An 18933-nucleotide genomic window follows, 5' to 3' on the forward strand; every position below is an offset into this window, starting at 1 on the left:
CGGCTGGTCTATTTTTTTAGGGTGAAAATATGCTACACTTAGTTGATTGAAAGCGAGGATTACCTAATGAAGGTCAATGATGTAAGTTTGACAATTAGTGCCGTCCAAAAGGCACAATATCCCGATGACGCCCGCCCCGAAATTGCGTTCGTCGGCCGCAGTAACGTGGGCAAGTCATCTCTGATTAATCGGTTGATTAATCGCAAGGCGATGGCGCGTACCTCAAGTGTACCCGGCAAGACCCAGACGCTTAACTTTTATAATATTGAATCGCAACTTTATTTCGTGGATGTACCGGGCTATGGCTATGCCAAAGTCAGCAAGACAGCGCGCGCTAAATTCGCAACGATGATTGAAGAATATTTAACCACGCGCGCTCAGTTACGCGGCGTGGTCCAGCTGGTTGATAGTCGCCACGAACCTAGCGATGATGATATCAGTATGTATCAATACTTGAAATACTATAAATTACCGGTGCTGGTAGTGGGCACTAAGGTCGATAAGGTCGCTAAGACCCGCAGAAATTCTGTAGAACGAATGCTTAAGCAGGGATTAGACTTTAATCCGGCTGATACCTTGCAGCTGTTTAGTGCTGAGACCGGTTTTGGGAAAGACGAAGTATGGGCTTGGCTTGACGCCCACACAGAAGTAGGGGGAACTGAAGATGGAACTGAATGATTACCAACAATTAGCCAATCGGACTTTGATGGGCAATGAACAGGTGTTAACGAACTTGTCATTGGGCTTGGCCAGTGAATCTGGTGAAGTGATTGACTTGGTTAAAAAGTACACCTTCCAGGGTCAAGATTTGGATCGGGAAATCCTCACCCGAGAACTTGGTGACGCCTTATGGTATCTGTCTCAGATTGCTTTATGGGCCAACATTCCATTTGACGAAGTCGGTCAGATGAACATTGATTCGTTGGCCAAACGTTACTCACAAGATTAGATCACACAAAAAGCGCCGCGATTGATTCGCGACGCTTTTTGTTTAGTCTTTTTTGTCTTCAGTTGTCTTCTTCTGTGCTTCTTTTTTAGGATCTTTGACTTCGTCGGTGACAGGTTTTTGTTTTGGTTCTGGGACGCTCGCAAACTTGTCGAACATTTCATTCAAATCATTTTGGACGTTAATCTTTAATGCCATACCAAACGCCTCCTTTACCCAGTGAGTATAGCATTCAAACGAAGACGACTGCAAGCGGCTGCATACTTTCTGCATAAACTATGAATAAAATTTGCATAAGTATGAATTTTGATGTATAGTGCTTACATAAGCAATTGAGGAGGAATGACAATGAAGAAATGGGTGCAAGCATTTGGTGCACTGTTGGTCACGCTGATTGCCTTCAGCGGGCTCATCGGCCTCGGCCATTCGGTCCACGCGGCTGATGACAGCCTAGCAAAGGTCAAATCGCGAGGCGTACTAGTGATGGGGACAAGTCCTGACTATGCGCCGTACGAATTTATCATCAATAAAGATGGTAAGAATGAAGTTGTCGGCATGGATGTTGAGGTCGGTAAGGCCATCGCTAAGAAGATGGGCGTCAAGCTTGAAATCAAGCAAATGGATTTCGACTCCTTACTCGTTGCCCTCCAAACCGGCAAGGTCGATATGGTGTTGTCAGCAATGACGCCCACTGCCTCCCGGGCTAAATCTGTCGCCTTCTCTAATGTGTATTACAAAGCGAAACAATACATCATTGTAAACAAGAACGAGAAAGATCTGTATAAGGATAAGAGTTCCTTTGCCGGCAAAAAGCTTGGTGTGCAGACTGGGAGTTTGCAGGCGGATATTGCCAAGTCACAGATTCCAACGTCAACTCAATTGGGCCTCGCCAAGGTGCCGGACTTAATTCTCGCGTTGAAATCCCATAAGGTTGATGGGATTGTCGCTGAAGACCCAGTGGCGTCTGCTTATGTTCAGAACGATTCCAGCTTGGCTGCTATTGATGGCAAGTTCAATTTAGCCGGGGATGATTTAGGGAGTGCCATTGGCTTTCCTAAGGGAGCTACTAGCTTAGTCAAGGTGGCCAACGAAACCATTGCTGAGATCAAACAAAAGAATCTTTTTCCAACCTACTTGAAGACTGCCGGCAAGGATATGGCTGGCAACGTTCAGAACACCAGCATGCTGCATTACTGGTCATACTTCGCCAAAGGGGTTGGCTATACCTTATTGATTACGCTGTTAGCCATTTTGATTGGGATTCCGATTGGGACACTCTTTGCATTGATGCGCTTGGCGAAGAACAAAGTCGTTCATTTGATTGCGGTGTCCTATATTGAATTTGTCCGGGGCACACCATTGATGATTCAAATCATGTTCGTTTACTTCGGAATCGGCTTGTTGGTTGACATTCCAGCGTTAGTCGCTGGGGTGATCGCGGTCTCTTTGAATTCAGCTGCTTATGTCGCTGAAATCATTCGGGGCGGGATTGATAGTATTCCTGTTGGCCAGACTGAAGCGGCCCGTTCACTGGGCTTGTCTCAGCGCCAAACGATGCAGAGTGTGATTTTTCCACAGGCCTTGAAGAATATCTGGCCAGCATTGGGGAATGAATTTATCTCCTTGATTAAGGAAAGTTCCATTGTCTCCATCATTGGGGTCACCGATTTGATTTATCAACTCAAGGTGGTGCAGACAGCCACGTATAAGGGTGTGCAGCCAATTGTTGTGGCCATGTTCTTGTACTTCATCATGACCTTTAGTCTCTCGAAACTTCTGAATCATTATGAAAGGAAGATGCAGCATGACAACTAGCCCACTAATGCAAATTAACCATCTCGTCAAAAAGTTCGGCGACAATGTTGTGCTGAATGATATCACAGAAACCATCAATCAAGGCGATGTCATTGTCGTGATTGGCGCCTCTGGTGGTGGGAAGAGTACCTTTTTGCGCAGCCTGAACCGCTTAAATTCCGTGACAAGCGGCCAGATTCTTTTTGAGAACACGGACTTGGTCGGTTTGTCCGAGAAACAACTCGATAAGATTCGCGAAAAAATGGGTATGGTTTTCCAAAACTTCAATCTTTTTCCTAATATGACCGTCTTAGAAAACCTGATGTTAGCGCCAATGAAAGTTAAAGGCGAAACTGAAGCTCAGGCCAAAGAAACAGCTAAAGGCTTACTGGATCGTGTTGGTTTAGCCGATAAGGCGGATGTCTATCCAGCCAGCCTCTCTGGGGGCCAGCAACAGCGGGTAGCCATCGCTCGGGCCTTGGCAATGTCTCCGGATGTGATGCTGTTTGATGAGCCTACGAGCGCCCTTGATCCAGAGATGGTCGGGGAAGTCTTGAAAGTGATGCAAGACCTGGCGAAGTCAGGGATGACCATGGTCGTGGTCACGCATGAAATGGGCTTTGCTCGGGAAGTCGCTGACCAAGTCTGGTTCATGGATGGTGGCCAAATCGCCGAAAAGGGCACCCCAGAACAGATATTCACCAACCCACAAGAAGCGCGGACGAAGGATTTCTTGTCCAAGATTCTCAGTCAATAATCCAACAAAAACTGCTTACCGTCTGTCCGAGGGTAGGCAGTTTTTGTTTGGACGGCGCTGACTTGCCGAAAGGCGTTCGAATGCTTACAATATAAAAAGCGAACAAATGTTTTAGGAGGGATTAGATGGCCTCAGAACATATTGAACATAAATTGGCACTCCTTCCTGATGAGCCTGGCTGTTATCAGATGAAAGATATTACCGGCAAAATCATCTATGTGGGGAAGGCCAAGAACTTGAAGAATCGGGTGCGCTCTTATTTCAAGAGTAGCCACGATGGTAAGACTGCCCGGTTGGTGTCTGAAATTGCGGACTTTGACTTCATTGTCACCTCAACTGACAAAGAAGCCTTTCTGCTTGAAATTACCCTGATTCAGAAGTATCAACCGTATTACAATATTAAGCTAAAAAAGGGGACCGGTTATCCGTACATCAAGATTACCAATGAACGGGATCCCAAGATTATGATTACTGGCGATATCAAGAAGGATGACGCCTATTATTTTGGCCCTTATCCGAATGTGTATGCCGCTCAAGAAACCATGCAGTTTATTCAACGCGTCTATCCTTTGCGTCGCTGCAATGGCTATCAAGGCCGGCCATGCTTGTATTACCACATGGGTCAGTGCCTGGGCGCGTGTTTTCGTGAGGTTCCAGAACAGGAATACGCCGAGCAAATCGAACGAATTAAGCGCTTCTTAAACGGTAACGTCGGCAAGGTGAAGCAACAACTGACGGCCAAGATGCAGAAGGCCTCTGAAGAATTGCAATTTGAACGCGCTGGTGAAATTCGCGATCAATTACACTATATTGAAGCTACGGTTGAAAAGCAGAAAATTATTTCTACCGACAGCACCACGCGGGATTTGTTCAATTTCTATATGGACAAAGGCTGGATTTCCATCCAGGTCTTCTTCATTCGCCAAGCGCGGTTAATGAAGCGTGAAACCCGATTGTTCCCAGTGGTTAATTCAGCTGAAGAAGAGTTTGAATCCTTTATTCTGCAATTTTATGATCGGAAGAATAACGTTAAACCGCGGGAAGTCTTGGTGCCTAAAGGCTTGGACAACGATGTCCTTGCGCAAGTTTTGGACGTGCCCGTCCGCACCCCTCAACGCGGCGAGAAACGGGCGCTCTTAGAGTTGGCGGCTAAGAACAGTCGGATTAAACTCGAAGAGAAGTTCCGGTTACTGGAATTAGATAATCGCTCTACGGTTGGCGCCCAACAAGAGATTATGCGGGCGTTGAATTTGCCTGAAAATGGCCATGTGATTGAGGCTTTTGACCATAGTCATATTCAGGGGAGCGATCCGGTCTCAGCCATGGTGCAGTTTGTTGATGGTCAAGCGGAGAAGAGCAACTATCGCAAGTACAAGTTGGCCGCTGATGAGGATAATCACAGTGCTAATGAAGATGCCAACACCCGTGAAGTCATTTTTCGACGGTACAGTCGCTTACTGAAAGAGCATGCGCCCTTGCCTGACCTGATTCTGATGGATGGCGGCGCGATTGAAATGAATGCCGCCAAAGATGTCCTTGAAAATGAATTGAATCTGGATATTCCTGTGGCAGGGATGGTGAAGAACAATAAGCATAAAACGGCCGCTTTATTGTATGGTCAAAGTGATCAGATGATTAATCTTGATCCCAAAAGCCAGGGCTTCTATCTTTTGGAACGGATTCAAGAAGAAGTTCATCGTTTTGCAATTACCTTCCACCGGCAATTGCGGGGTAAGAATTCATTATCAAGTAAGCTTGAAGCTATCAAAGGCGTGGGCCCAAAGACCCGGACAAAGTTAATGCGTGAGTTTAAAACTATCAATCACATTAAAGAAGCTAGCGTCGAAGATTTACAGGCAGTGGGGATTTCCAAAACCACTGCCCAAATGATTAAGTTATCGCTGTAAATCACGACCTGGTTTGGCTTCTGATGGTTATCATGCTTTGGACAATAAAAGAGGTTGAGACGAAAGTCTCAACCTCTTTTATTAATTTCTAATCGTTAGCTGGTTGCTTAGGCCGCCAGAAGCCAAGAATCAGACCGGCGACTAAAGTCCCAACAACTAGAGCAATTAAGAAACCTAATTTTTGATTGGTTAAAGCCAAGGCGACAATCCCACCATGAGGGGCAGGGACATTAACGTGCCAAAGCTGTGATAAGGCACCACCGATAACGGATCCAATCACAGAAGAACCAATGATGTGCAGGGGATCAGTGGCAGCAAATGGGATGGCCCCTTCAGTAATGAAGGTTAAGCCTAATACCCAGTTGGAAAGACCAGATTGTCGTTCTTGTGGGGTGAACTTTTGTGGGAAGAATGTGGAAGCAAAGGCGATTGCCAATGGTGGAATCATCCCACCAATCATGACAGCAGCCATCCAACGACCGTCAGTTTGACCAGAAGCAGAGAAGACCCCAATTGCAAAGGTGTAAGCGGCCTTGTTAAAGGGACCACCCATATCGATACTCATCATCCCAGCGAGGATGGCACCAACCAGCACGGCATTACCTGTGCCCATGTTTTCCAGGAAGTTGATTAACGCGCCGTTGACAGCAGCAAAGATTGGATTGACCACAAAGTACATGATGAGACCGATCCCGGCTAGTCCCAGGACTGGATAAACTAGAATAGTTTTCAGGCCATCGAGAGAGTGTGGCATGCCGGCGAGCATCTTCTTGAAGCCGACAATCATCCAACCAGCGATGAAACCAGCAGCGAGCCCACCGATGAATCCGGCTGGATTGCTAGCTTTCACAAAGGACGCGGCGGCGATGGTTGCCATCCAACCACCAACGAACCCAGGCATGAGGGCAGGTCGGTCACCGATTGAAACGGCGATATAAGCTGCCAACACAGGAACCAAGAAGCTAAAGGCATAATTCCCCAAGTTGTTTGTGAATAAGAAGACAGGGGACTTAGCGCCAACAAACTGTTCAAAGATGAAGGAGATGGCCATAATAATCCCACCACCGACAACGAATGGTAACATGTTGGACACACCATTCATCAAATCTTGATAGATTTTGCTCCAAACACCTTTAGATTCAGCTGCGCCATTATCACTGCTGTCAGAAGCACCACTTGCATGATAGACGGCCCCTTTACCTTCAAGAGTTTCATCAATCAGTTCTTGTGGCTTCTTAATACCATCAATCACTGGCCGGTTGAGGAGTTTCTTACCATCGAACCGGTCCATTTCGACTTTCTTGTCCGCTGCGACAATGACGCCGGCAGCGCGTTGAATATCATCGTCAGTGAGTTTGTGCTTAATTCCTTCGGAGCCATTGGTTTCGACTTTGATGTCCACACCCATCTTGTCAGCCATTTCTTTCAAAGCAGCTTCAGCCATATAAGTGTGGGCAATCCCTGTTGGGCAGGCCGTAACAGCCACGATGAAGGGGCGTTCTTCACGTTTTTCTTGCTTAAATGCAGCCTGTTCTTTGGCCTTTTGTTGTTCGGCTTCTTCATCTGCCTTGTCCTTGGCTTCTTTTTCGGCTTCAGCGGAGGCAAACAATTGTTGAACATCATCAGGGGTTTGGGCCTGCTTGAGGGCGGTTACGAGGTCTGGATTAATGAGCAGTGAAGATAAGGCAGCCAGCGCTTGCAAATGCGTATCATTGGCGCCTTCTGGGGCTGCAATCATAAAGAACAGAAAGACGGGTTGGCCGTCAAGGGCGTCATAATCAACGCCATTAGCGCTCTTAGCGAAGAGCACTGTCGCGCGTTGGACAGCCTTATCTTTGGCATGGGGCATGGCAATGCCGTCGCCAATCCCAGTGGTCGACAGCGCTTCACGTTTTTTAATATCGTCTCGGTACAGATCTAAATCGTTGATAATACCAGCGTCAAAATACTTTTGTGTCATTTCATCGATGGCGGCTTCTTTAGTTGTCGCCTTCAAGTCCATGATCATGACATCTTTAAGTAATAATTCACGAATATCCATGGGGACTGTCCTCCTATAATTCCGTAATCGTAATGGTTGATTTTACTTCAGCAATTTTTGCGGCCGAGGCCAGGTCGGTTGAGAATGCCGTGGCACTGCCACAAGCGATGGCGACTTGGAAACTCGCTAATGGATCGTGAGTGGTGGCAAATGTTCCGGTGAAACCAGCGAGCATACTGTCGCCGGCCCCAACTGAGTTCTGAACTTTGCCAGCTGGCACGGTGCCGTGCCAAGCCTTGTCAGCGGTAATCATTAAGGCACCTGCGCCGGCCATAGAGACCAGCACATGTTGGGCACCGAGATCGAGCAATTTGCGGCCAGCTGTGACGATTTCATCAAGGCTGGTGTATTCAGGATCACCAAACAGTTCAGCTAGTTCATGATGATTTGGTTTCACCACGAGAGGGTGGTCAGGTAGCGTATCCAGCAAGGCTTGGCCCGTGGTATCAATGACGAAATCAGCACCATGTTCATGAATCAATGGGATTAAGTCACGATAGAAACTTTCGGGTAAACCGTTTGGGAGACTCCCAGCCATGACGACGACGTCACCGGACTGCAACTGATCTAGCTGGCCTTTAAAGGCTGCGATTTCCTCGGCGCTGATTTGCGGACCGGGTGCATTGAGTTCAGTTTCGTCTTCAGCTTTTAGCTTCACATTAATGCGCGTATTGTCGTGAATTTCCGTGAAGGCGCAGGGGAGGTCTAACTTCGCTAATTGGTCAGTGATGAACTGGCCAGTGAATCCGCCAATGAAACCTAAGGCAGTAGTTGGCAAGTCGAGGGCTTTTAAGATGCGCGAAACGTTGATGCCCTTGCCCCCCGGCAGCAAGACGCTGTTGTCGAGGCGGTTGACCCGCCCAAGGGTAAGGTTATTCAATCCAACCACATAATCAATTGAAGGATTGAGTGTCACAGAATAAATCATTGCGGTGCCTCCTCAATATTGGTAAAACGTGCGTACTCAGTGCCCAAGGCACCAAGCTCTGGTGTGAGAATTGTCAAAGCAGTCATATCGGCAAACTTCGTGGCGCTAATTTGATCAAACTTGGACGCGTCTGCGAGGACGAGACTGGTTTTGGCCTGGGCAATCGCCACATGTTTAATGGCAGCTTCCTCCGGGTCAGGCGTGGTCAACCCGAAATCTGGGTGAATGCCATTAGTCCCGATAAAGGCAAAGTCAAACCGATATTGGCGCAGGCTTTCAGCAGTCGCAGCGCCGACCAGCGCTTTGGTCGCCGATTTAAGTAATCCACCAACGACGTAGGTCTTCACTTGGTAATCCGCCAGTAATGAGGCGTTATCCACCCCAGTGGTGACGACCGTTATTGACCGGTTGGCCAAAAGAGGAATCATTTGTGCCGTCGTCGTGCCAGCATCTAGAAAAATCAAACTGTCTGCGGGGATGCGCGCAACCGCTGCTCTAGCGAGTTGTCGCTTGGCTGCCAAGTTCTGATTAGCCTTCTCAGACACATTTCGTTCTTCCGTCAGACTATTCAAAGCACGCGCGCCGCCATGAATGCGTTGCAAGCGGCCAGCTTGTTCCAGATCATCAAGATCTCGGCGAATAGTAGACTCAGAAGCTTGGAGCTGATGCATTAAATCTCTGGTCTTAACGATTTCTTGATCTTTGACTGCAGCCAGAATAAGTTGTTGCCGTTCTTCTGTAAGCACTTTCTCACACCTCCTTTTAGGATTATAACCCATTAACGTTCAGAATCAATACAAAACGGTCAAAAACATTCAAACTAATTTTGACCTCAGTATAGACCAATTAAATTTTAATGAAAGCGGTTTGTTCAAATGCTTGATAATCCTGACATAGCCATCTTGTAATCCCTTTATTTTGGGCGGTTGGCTATGGTACGCTGGAGACAACACATAAGGGAGGTTCTAACAGTATGGGGAAATTAGGTGTCTCAGTTTATCCAGAACGGTCAACTTTTGAGCAGGATGCGGCTTATCTTGATTTGGCAGCTCACTATGGGTTCAAGCGAGTGTTTACGTCGATGCTTGAAATCAAAGGCGATCAAGAGACGGTGTTAGCAAATTTCAAAGCGGTGATTGATCACGCTAATGCCTTAGATATGGAAGTCATGGTCGATATGAACCCAGCATTATTTGCCCAACTGGGTGTCTCATATGACAATTTGGCTTTCTTCCATGAATTGGGGGCTTACGGGATTCGTTTAGATCTTGGCTTTACTGGGGCTGAGGAAGCCAAAATGACCCGCAATCCGTTTGATCTCAAGATTGAAGTGAACATGTCTCAAGGCACCCATTATATTGATAACATTATGGCGTTTTCGCCTAAGCGTGAGAACTTGCTGGGGTCGCATAATTTTTATCCCCATCGTTATTCTGGCCTGGGTCAAGATTTCTTTGATTACGCCACTCGCTTGTATACGCAGTACAATCTCAATACGGCTGCGTTTGTTAATTCGCACGCGGCCACTTTTGGCCCCTGGCCGACTCAAGATGGCCTCTCCAGTCTTGAAAGCCATCGTGATCTGCCGATTGCCACTCAGGTGACGCACTACGTCATGATGGACACAATTGACGATCTCATTATTGGAAATGCCTATGCCAGTGAGGCTGAGCTCAAAGCCATGGCAGAGGCATTCAACGCGGAATTTCCAAGTCTACAAGTGGTCCCAAATTCTGGGATGACAGATTTGGAGCGGACGGTGATCTTTGATAACCTCCACAGTTACCGGGGGGATCGGTCGGAATATTTGTTGCGGTCAACGCAGACCCGGGTCAAATATGCTGGCGAGCCATTTCCCGCCCATGATACGGAATTGATTCGTCGCGGCGATGTGTTGATTGATAATGATGGCTATGGCCAGTACAAAGGTGAAACCCAAATTGCCTTACAGCCCATGCCAAATGATGGGCGAGTGAATGTTGTGGGCCATCTGGCTGAAAGCGACTTGTTCCTATTAAATTATTTGCGGCCTTGGAGTAATTTCAAACTCAGCGAAGCTCAATAATCAACAGAGCCAGTGACCGGTGTCGGCATTGGCTTTTTTGCTGGGTCAAAGCGGGGCATGGCTTGCTATTTGGGTTGTCATTGCGTATGATGAGTTGATTATGTTTTTGTCCCAAAGGAGGGAATTTCATGTTTGTCGATCAAGTGACAGTCGAAGTAAAAGCCGGAAAAGGCGGCGACGGAATGGTTGCATTCCGTCGTGAAAAGTTCGTCCCATTTGGTGGCCCAGCCGGCGGTGACGGTGGCCATGGTGGGAGTATTGTATTCTATGTGGATGAAGGTTTGCGGACTTTAATGGATTTCCGCTATCAACGGCACTTTAAAGCCCAGGCTGGTGGTAATGGTCAAGGTAAGTCGATGTACGGCCGCAAAGCCGAGGATACTCGCGTGGCCGTGCCCGCAGGGACAACCGTCTATGATGCCGATACCCATGAATTAATTGGTGATTTAACAGAGCCTGGTGAAGAACTCGTGGTTGCTCGTGGAGGCCGCGGTGGCCGGGGAAATATTCATTTTGTTTCTCCAAGTAACACGGCTCCAGAAATTGCTGAAAATGGGGAACCCGGTCAGCAACGGTTTGTGACCTTGGAATTGAAAGTCTTAGCTGATGTCGGACTTGTTGGTTTTCCTTCAGTGGGGAAGTCGACACTTTTGTCAGTTGTGACAAGTGCCAAGCCTAAAATTGCTGCTTATCAATTCACAACCTTAGTGCCTAATTTAGGCATGGTGCAGTTGGACAACGGGACTGATTTTGTCATGGCAGACCTGCCTGGACTGATTGAAGGTGCCTCGACTGGTGTGGGACTTGGTATTCAGTTCTTGCGTCACGTTGAACGGACTCGTGTTATCTTGCACTTAGTTGAGATGGATCCTGATTCAGGGCGCGAACCCTTGGAAGATTATGCTCAAATTCGCGCAGAACTAGCCGAATATGATTCGACAATTCTGGATCGGCCACAATTAGTGGTTGCCACTAAATTAGACTTACCAGGGTCTCAAGAACGTTTTGATGCTTTTAAGGCGGGTTTGATTGAACAAGGCGTTGCAGAAAGTGATATTTTTGCGATTTCTAGTATCACCCACGACGGGGTCCAAGCCTTAATGCAAAAGACGGCTGAAGTGCTGAAGTCAGCCCCTGTCTTTGCGCCTAAATCACATGACTTCGGGTCAGATTATCAGGATCACGTTAAGGATAACCGCGACTTGATTGTTGAACGAGATGCCGATGGTGTCTTTGTCCTCAGCGGGGCCAAGGTTGAACGCCTGTTTAAGATGGCTAATCTGGATCACGATGATGGGGCCATTCGATTTGCGCGTCAATTACGCAGCCTTGGGGTTGATGATGCGTTGCGCGAGGCCGGCGCCGAAAGCGGCGACCTCGTGGCCATCGATGATTTCACCTTTGAATTCGTTGAATAACTTTCATTTTCTGGCATTCTCAGTGTATGATGGTAAAAGTTAAATATTTCTTAGGAGCGATTCAGGCAGATGGAAAAACAGCAACGTGCAAAACGTCGATATATCACTGGCTTTGATGGTCTACGGACAATCGGGGTCATCGGCGTTATTTTATATCATTTACGCCCTGAACTTTTTAAGGGTGGTTATCTTGGGGTGCCTATTTTCATGGTGGTTTCAGGTTATCTGATCACCGACGGGCTGTTGCAGGAGTTCGATCGCTCCGGACGCATTAATTTCAAAAGTTTCTTCACGCGCAGGTTAAAGCGGTTATATCCGGGATTGATTGCTGTTTTGTTCGCCACCAGCGCCTACATCACGCTATTCTCGCATAACTTGCTCCATAATCTGCACATGATGGTGATTACAAACTTAGCGTATGTGTACAACTGGTGGCAGATTTTCAATGGCCAATCGTACTTTGCCCGCTTCGCAAATAATGAATCGCCATTTACTCACCTGTGGACGCTCTCGATTGAAGGTCAATACTACTTAATTTGGCCGGTTATCGTGCTAGGCTTTCTGATGTTCGTTAAGAATCGAACCAAAATGTTTAATATCACGTTCATTTTGGCGGTCTTAAGTGCAGTTGAAATGGCCATTCTGGCTTTACAAATGGGTGCGAACGCTGATCCTAGCCGGTTATACTATGGGACTGATACGCGTGCTTTCGCTATTCTCTTAGGAGCAGCCTTAGCCTTTATTTGGCCCAGTGCCAAATTAAGTGCCAACATCAAAGGCCAACAGAAGCTGACTTTGAATGTCCTTGGCGGGATTAGTTTGATTGGGATGTTGGCCATGGTCTTCTTGGTTGGCGCTCAAAGCTCATTCCTCTATCTTGGCGGCATGTTCTTGTTCTCCTTGCTAACAATGATTCTGGTGGCAGTTGTGGCTCATCCAGGGGCTTGGTTCAATCGATTGTTGAGTAACCCTGTCTTTAGTTGGGTCGGCAGCCGTAGTTATGGGTTGTATCTCTATCAATTCCCAGTGATGATTTTCTGGGAGAACCAGTTCAAAGATATTGCTGATCATCCGGTGCTTTATCCTGTGATTGAAGTCCTGATCATTTTGGCTTTAACTGAGCTGTCTTATCGCTTGATTGAACAACCGGTGGCGCACTTCGACTTCAAGAAGACCGGTGCTTTCTTAAAGGGGTTAGTAACGCCTTCGACCAAACTTGGCGCCAGTCGCTGGGTCAGCTACGGGGCTTTAGTCATTCTTCTGATTGGGACTGTTGGACTGATTCAGGCCCCGAGTGTGAAAACGGATGCCGCTGATTCATCAGCCCTGGCGAAGCAATTGAAGGAAACTAAGGCCGATAAGGCAAAGCAAGAGAAAGACTTAGCCGCGGCTAAGTCGAGTATCGCCGCTGAGAAGAAAGCCAAAGCAGACGCTAAGGCCAGCAAGTCGATTTCAGTTTCGAAACAGTCAGAAGCTGAATCATTGGCTCGTAAACATCCGGTCAACCAGGAGTATGAAAAGTACGGCTTGACTCAAGTGCAGTTGCAACAAATGCAAACCATCGGGATGACGGCTGTTGGTGATTCAGTGATGAAGGATGGCGAACCCATTCTTCAGGCCTTGTTCCCCAAAGCCTATATTGATGCCACCGTCTCTCGACAGATGATTCAAAGCATTAGCATTGTCCAAAACTATGCAAAGACTGGGGCTTTGGCTGACAACGTCTTGATTGGTTTGGGGACGAACGGCCCGTTCACTCCAGATCAGCTGGATGAAATGATGAAAATCATTGGCCCTTCCCGGAACGTCTTTTGGATTAATGTCCGCGTCCCAACACGCTCTTGGCAAAATGACGTGAACGCATTGCTCAAAGCATCGGTTTCAAAATATCCAAATCTGACCGTCATTGACTGGTACGGTTATTCTAATAGTCATAACGATTGGTTCTACGACGATATGGTTCACCCAAACCCAACTGGGAATCCTTACTACGGCACGTTTGTGGCTAAGGCCATTCTCAGTAAAGTCGACGCTAAGTAATCAAATAAGCCCAGTGCAACCTGCGAGTTTGCACTGGGCTTATTTTTTTGTCTGGGGCGGCAATGGTTGGTGTGGTAAACTTAGGCAAGTAGAATCAACGAGATAGGAAGTACATTATGGAAATTTTATTCTTAGGCACTGGCGCTGGTTCGCCGTCACGGCAACGTAATGTCAGCAGCCTGGCGCTCAAACTCCTCGATGAACGCAACGAAATTTGGTTGTTTGATATCGGGGAAGGCACACAGCATCAAATCTTAAAAACGACAATTCGGCCCCGGAAAGTGACCAAGATTTTCTTAACCCATCTGCATGGCGATCATCTTTTTGGTTTGCCAGGCTTCTTGGCGAGTCGGGCGAATCAGGGCGGTAGTGAACCACTGACCATTTATGGCCCTGATGGCATTGAGGCCTTTGTCACTGCTAGTTTGAAAGCATCACAGACGCATTTAACCTATCCAATTAAATATGTCGTTTTAAAGACTCCTGGTGTGATTTTTGATGACGCGACGTTCAAGGTCAGCTTTGCCCCGCTAGACCATCGCATCACCAGCTTGGGCTACCGGATTGAAGAAAAAGCCCATCCAGGTGAATTATTGATGGACCGGATCAAAGAAGCCCAGATACCTTCAGGCCCCGTTTATGCGAAACTCAAAGCTGGCGAAACGGTCACCTTACCTGATGGCCGCACGTTTGATGGTCACGATTTTATTGGCCCGGATCAACCCGGCCGGACCGTTGCTATTTTGGGAGACACGCGCCAAACGCCAAACGCTTTGGCTTTGGCTGAGAACGCGGATGTGCTGGTCCATGAAAGTACCTTTGGCCCAGAAGAAACCCAATTGGCTAAACAGTATTATCACAGTACAAATATTCAAGCAGCCAAATTGGCGAAGAAAGCCCACGTCAAACGGTTGTTGTTGAACCATATTTCTGCACGTTACATTGGTCCAGGAGTCAAAACCTTACAGACTACCGCCAAGCAAATTTTTCCGCACACGTGGGTCGTCAACGATTTAGAAGAGATAGATGTGCCATTCATCAAAGGAGGAGCGTAAATGTCAGGAATTCAAGGACAAATCATTGCGATTACCGGTGGATCATCCGGCCTTGGCCGGGCGATTGGGCTCGCTGCCGCCCAGTCAGGGGCGACGGTTGTCTTTCTAGCGCGGCGTAAGCCTGAATTACTGCAAGCCCAGGCGCAAGCCACTGCCATTTCTGGACAACCGGCGTATGCTTATGTGTTAGATGTGGCCGATCCCGTTGCTGTTGAAGCCGTGGTGCAGCGGATTTATCGCGAAGTTGGCGAAATTGACGTTTTGGTCAATGCCGCTGGATTTGGTCATTTTGAAGATGCCATCGATACCCCAATGGCGACGGTTGAAGCCATGTTCCGGGTCAATGTTTTGGGCTTGATGTATATGACACAGCTCATTGGCCGCCGGATGGCCGATCGCGGCCGCGGACATATCATCAATATTGCATCAATGGCTGGCAAAATGGCCACACCGAAATCAGCTATTTATTCGGCCACTAAGTTTGCAGTCGTCGGATATAGCAATGGCTTACGGCTTGAGTTGAAGCCCTACGGCGTCCGGGTAACAACAGTGAATCCCGGTCCAATTCGGACGGCCTTCTTTGAATCAGCAGAGGCGACTGATTATCTGAAATCAGTTAATTTTATTGTGCTTGATCCTACTAAACTTGCGTGGCGGATTGTCCGGAGCATGAATCAACCAGTTCGGGAGATTAATACCCCCTGGCTGATGGCAGTAGGGGCAACTCTATATACAATCGCCCCTCACGTTGGCGATTTTTTAGCGGGAACACTTTTTAATCGGAAGTAGGGGGAGTTATGAAAAATCAACAACGTTTAATTATTGGGTTGGTGCTGAGCCTTGTTTTAGTCGTATTTGCCATCTTGAATGGTCAAGCAGTCGAGGTTAATTTCTTTGGCGCCAAAGCTAGTTGGCCATTGATTCTTGTGATTGTTGGGTCGGTCATTCTGGGTGCCTTGATTACTTTCTTAGTTTCTACCAGCACTGCTAGTCAAATGAAGAAGCAAATCAAACAATTGCAAGCTGAACGCGATGATCTTGCGGCCAATAAACCAGATGTCGACAATGCAATTAAGCAAGCAATCAAACCTTATGAGCAACAGGTCAAAGACTTGCAAGCGCAGTTGGCGCAAGCAAAGAAGTCGTAATGATAAGGCTGTGACTCCCGCTGGGTGCCGCGGCCTTTTTTATTGCCATGACACTGGTCAGACCTGGGACTGATTTTTCAGAAAAAGAGTCTTTGACCTTTACTGACCAATGTAAACTTGGTAGAATATAGGCATTGAGAAGGGGGTATTCAAATGAATCCTGATAATTTTACTCAAGCAGTGACTGACGCGTTGGGCGCCGCACAACAAGTGGCCCAGACTCGCCGGCATCAAGACATTGATATTCCAGATTTATTTAAAACATTAGTCCAACCAAACCTTTTGGCCTCCCAGGTATACAAAGAAGCGGGGGTCGACCTTGATGCATTTAACGCCGTGATTGATCAAGCTTTGGATCAAGAGTCTGTCGTTGAAGGGGTCTCAAATTACGGCCAGACCATGAGCCAGAATTTGTTCCAATTGCTCAATGACGCTGACAAGGTGAAAGGTCAATTCGGGGATGAATTCATTTCCACTGAGGCCTTATTATTGGCCTTGTATCAGCAGAAATATAATCCTTTGACCCAGGAATTGGATCGCCAGGGTGTGCATCAAAAGGACTTACAAGCGACCATTGATAAGATTCGCGGTGGCCAGAAAGTGACCAGTAAAAACGCTGAAGAGACCTATCAAAGCCTTGAGAAGTACGGGACTGATTTGGTTGCTGAAGCGCGCTCAGGCAAGATGGATCCAATCATTGGCCGGGATGATGAAATTCGGAACGTCATTCGCATTTTGTCTCGGAAAACCAAGAACAATCCAGTCTTGATTGGGGAACCTGGGGTTGGGAAAACCGCGATTGTGGAAGGCTTAGCCCAACGGATTGTCCGTCAAGACGTGCCTGACAACCTGAAAAATAAGACCATCATTTCACTTGATATGGGTGGTTTAATTGCCGGGGCAAAATACCGTGGTGAATTTGAGGAACGCTTGAAGTCTGTTCTCCAAGAAGTCAAAAAGAGTGAAGGTCAAATCATCCTCTTCATTGATGAAATTCACACGATTGTTGGCGCTGGTAAGACTGAAGGCTCGATGGATGCAGGTAATTTACTCAAGCCGATGTTAGCTCGGGGCGAATTGCATCTGATCGGCGCGACCACCCTTGATGAATATCGTGAAAACATCGAAAAGGACAAGGCCCTTGAACGTCGCTTCCAACGGGTCTTGGTTCAAGAACCAACTGTTGAAGATACGATTAGTATTTTGCGGGGCTTGAAGGAACGCTTTGAAATTTTCCATGGCGTGCGCATTCATGACTCAGCGCTTGTGGCTGCGGCAACCTTGTCCAATCGGTATATCACCGATCGTTTTCTGCCGGATAAAGCCATTGATTTGGTCGACGAAGCCAGTGCCAATATCAACGTGGAAATGAATTCGCGGCCAACTGAATTGGATGTGGCTGAACGGCGACAAATGCAGTTGGAAATTGAAGAAGCGGCCTTAAAGAAAGAAAGCGATCCAGCCAGTCAGAAACGCTTGGCCCAGTTGCAAGAAGAACTGGCTAACTTGCGAGAATCCACCAATCAATTAAAGACCCAGTGGTCCGCTGAAAAGACAGATATTGCGGCAATTAATGCCAAAAAGTCTGAAATCGATCAGGCTAAGCATGATTTGGAGGATGCGCAATCACGCTATGATCTTGAGACCGCTGCCCGTTTGCAACACGGGACCATTCCTGATTTGGAAAAGGAATTGGCCGCGATGGAAGCCACTGATCGGCCTGACGAATGGCTCGTGCAAGAATCCGTCACTGAAAACGAAATTGCCGGCGTCATCAGCCGCCAAACCGGGATTCCGGTGGCCAAATTGGTTGAAGGCGACCGACAGAAACTCTTGCACCTGACGGATCACCTTGAAGAACGGGTGATTGGCCAAGATGAAGCAGTCCAAACCGTCAGCGATGCCGTTTTGCGCTCGCGAGCTGGGTTGCAAGACCCGAGTCGGCCATTAGGTAGCTTCTTATTCTTGGGTCCAACAGGGGTCGGGAAGACCGAACTGGCCAAAACACTAGCGGATGCCCTGTTTGATTCAGAGAAGCATATGGTGCGAATCGATATGTCTGAATACATGGAAAAGTATAGCGTGTCTCGTTTAGTCGGCGCTGCGCCAGGTTATGTTGGCTACGAAGAAGGTGGCCAGTTGACCGAAGCCGTCCGGCGGAATCCCTACACAATTGTTTTGCTCGACGAAATCGAAAAAGCCCATCCTGATGTCTTCAATATTTTGCTGCAAGTGCTCGATGATGGCCGGCTGACAGACTCGCAAGGCCGGACAGTTGATTTCAAAAATACGATCATCATTATGACCTCAAACCTCGGGTCAGAAGCCTTGCTTGACGGGATGTCCGATGATGGCAAGGTAACTGATACTGCCAAGCACCAGGTTGATCAATTGATTCGCACCAAATTCAAGCCAGAATTCTTGAATCGGATTGATGATATTGTCATGTTCAATCCATTGACCCTGGCCGACGTTGAGAAGATTGTGGTGAAAGATCTGGAGCAATTGAGTAACCGCTTGGCACAACAAGATATTACCTTGAGTGTTTCGCCTGCTGCCGAAGAGTGGCTGGCTGATCAGGGCTACGATCCCGCTTATGGGGCTCGGCCGCTGCAACGGTTGATTACCAGCGCCGTTGAAACCCCATTAGCCAAGAAATTGATTGGTGGCGAGATTCTTCCTCAAAGTACAGTCACTGTTGGCGTCGAAGGCAGCACGCTGACGTTCACTGGCAAGCAAGCAGTCCCGGCAGAATAACAAATGTGTGTTAAGGTCTTGCCTTGACGGCTAATTTCTTGTAAGATAGATGTTGCTATGGCGGAGGTGTCCGTCAG

General features: G+C 47.6%; 16 protein-coding genes. 12 read left to right on the forward strand and 4 right to left on the reverse strand.

Annotated elements, in window-relative coordinates; genetic code table 11:
* Window positions 1–66 precede the first annotated feature (66 nt).
* Together yihA and FC34_RS01390 are read left to right on the forward strand one after the other, a co-directional pair.
* On the forward strand, window positions 67–678 hold the full coding sequence (yihA, locus tag FC34_RS01385; RefSeq protein WP_057893592.1) for a ribosome biogenesis GTP-binding protein YihA/YsxC: 612 nt from the start codon (window positions 67–69) through the stop codon (window positions 676–678).
* On the forward strand, window positions 665–949 hold the full coding sequence (locus FC34_RS01390; protein ID WP_057893593.1) for a nucleoside triphosphate pyrophosphohydrolase family protein: 285 nt from the start codon (window positions 665–667) through the stop codon (window positions 947–949). The genes yihA and FC34_RS01390 overlap by 14 nt, the downstream gene beginning before the upstream one ends.
* Before the next feature lie 42 nt (window positions 950–991).
* Here FC34_RS01390 and FC34_RS09745 read toward each other — a convergent pair whose 3' ends face one another.
* Window positions 992–1144 carry an SPJ_0845 family protein gene (locus tag FC34_RS09745; protein ID WP_169790018.1) on the reverse strand — a complete coding sequence of 51 codons (153 nt, stop codon included), beginning with the start codon at window positions 1142–1144 and terminating at the stop codon, window positions 992–994.
* 150 nt (window positions 1145–1294) lie between these two features.
* Between FC34_RS09745 and FC34_RS01395 the strand changes: the two genes are divergently transcribed.
* The 3 genes from FC34_RS01395 (at window position 1295) to uvrC (ending at window position 5404) form a co-directional block, all read left to right on the forward strand.
* Window positions 1295–2761: an ABC transporter substrate-binding protein/permease gene (locus FC34_RS01395; RefSeq protein WP_420805029.1), complete on the forward strand. Its 1467-nt coding sequence runs from the start codon at window positions 1295–1297 to the stop codon at window positions 2759–2761.
* Window positions 2751–3497 carry an amino acid ABC transporter ATP-binding protein gene (locus FC34_RS01400; RefSeq protein WP_057893595.1) on the forward strand — a complete coding sequence of 249 codons (747 nt, stop codon included), beginning with the start codon at window positions 2751–2753 and terminating at the stop codon, window positions 3495–3497. Before FC34_RS01395 ends, FC34_RS01400 begins: the two co-directional genes overlap by 11 nt.
* Window positions 3498–3622: 125 nt before the next feature.
* A complete protein-coding gene (gene uvrC / locus FC34_RS01405) occupies window positions 3623–5404 on the forward strand; it encodes an excinuclease ABC subunit UvrC (protein WP_057893596.1) in 1782 nt (593 codons plus the stop codon).
* 88 nt (window positions 5405–5492) lie between these two features.
* On the opposite strand, the gene FC34_RS01410 is transcribed toward uvrC, so the two are convergent.
* The 3 genes from FC34_RS01410 to FC34_RS01420 are packed head-to-tail and all read right to left on the reverse strand — an operon-like array spanning window position 5493 to window position 9119.
* A complete protein-coding gene (locus tag FC34_RS01410) occupies window positions 5493–7445 on the reverse strand; it encodes a fructose-specific PTS transporter subunit EIIC (protein ID WP_057893597.1) in 1953 nt (650 codons plus the stop codon).
* A 13-nt stretch (window positions 7446–7458) separates the two neighbouring features.
* Complete coding sequence (gene pfkB, locus FC34_RS01415; RefSeq protein ID WP_057893598.1) at window positions 7459–8373, reverse strand: 1-phosphofructokinase; 915 nt, start codon at window positions 8371–8373, stop codon at window positions 7459–7461.
* Window positions 8370–9119: a DeoR/GlpR family DNA-binding transcription regulator gene (locus FC34_RS01420; protein WP_057893599.1), complete on the reverse strand. Its 750-nt coding sequence runs from the start codon at window positions 9117–9119 to the stop codon at window positions 8370–8372. The genes pfkB and FC34_RS01420 overlap by 4 nt, the downstream gene beginning before the upstream one ends.
* Window positions 9120–9346: 227 nt before the next feature.
* Here FC34_RS01420 and FC34_RS01425 point away from each other — a divergent pair, with 227 nt between their 5' ends.
* The 7 genes from FC34_RS01425 (at window position 9347) to clpB (ending at window position 18856) form a co-directional block, all read left to right on the forward strand.
* The gene (locus FC34_RS01425; RefSeq protein ID WP_057893600.1) at window positions 9347–10438 is read left to right on the forward strand and encodes a DUF871 domain-containing protein; all 1092 of its coding nucleotides are present in this window, start codon (window positions 9347–9349) and stop codon (window positions 10436–10438) included.
* Between the two features lie 128 nt (window positions 10439–10566).
* Window positions 10567–11856 (forward strand): GTPase ObgE, encoded by a 1290-nt coding sequence (obgE, locus tag FC34_RS01430; protein ID WP_057893601.1) that lies wholly within the window; start codon window positions 10567–10569, stop codon window positions 11854–11856.
* A 69-nt stretch (window positions 11857–11925) separates the two neighbouring features.
* Window positions 11926–13896: an acyltransferase family protein gene (locus FC34_RS01435; protein ID WP_057893602.1), complete on the forward strand. Its 1971-nt coding sequence runs from the start codon at window positions 11926–11928 to the stop codon at window positions 13894–13896.
* Between the two features lie 116 nt (window positions 13897–14012).
* Complete coding sequence (gene rnz / locus FC34_RS01440; protein WP_057893603.1) at window positions 14013–14951, forward strand: ribonuclease Z; 939 nt, start codon at window positions 14013–14015, stop codon at window positions 14949–14951.
* Window positions 14952–15740: an SDR family NAD(P)-dependent oxidoreductase gene (locus FC34_RS01445; protein ID WP_057893604.1), complete on the forward strand. Its 789-nt coding sequence runs from the start codon at window positions 14952–14954 to the stop codon at window positions 15738–15740.
* Window positions 15741–15748: 8 nt separating this feature from the next.
* Window positions 15749–16099: a LapA family protein gene (locus FC34_RS01450; protein ID WP_057893605.1), complete on the forward strand. Its 351-nt coding sequence runs from the start codon at window positions 15749–15751 to the stop codon at window positions 16097–16099.
* A gap of 153 nt (window positions 16100–16252) precedes the next feature.
* Window positions 16253–18856 carry an ATP-dependent chaperone ClpB gene (gene clpB, locus FC34_RS01455; RefSeq protein ID WP_057893606.1) on the forward strand — a complete coding sequence of 868 codons (2604 nt, stop codon included), beginning with the start codon at window positions 16253–16255 and terminating at the stop codon, window positions 18854–18856.
* The last annotated feature ends 77 nt before the right edge of the window (window positions 18857–18933 follow it).

The sequence above is a fragment of the Lacticaseibacillus brantae DSM 23927 genome (genome assembly GCF_001436115.1).
In the GTDB taxonomy this organism is placed as follows: Bacteria; Bacillota; Bacilli; order Lactobacillales; family Lactobacillaceae; genus Lacticaseibacillus; species Lacticaseibacillus brantae.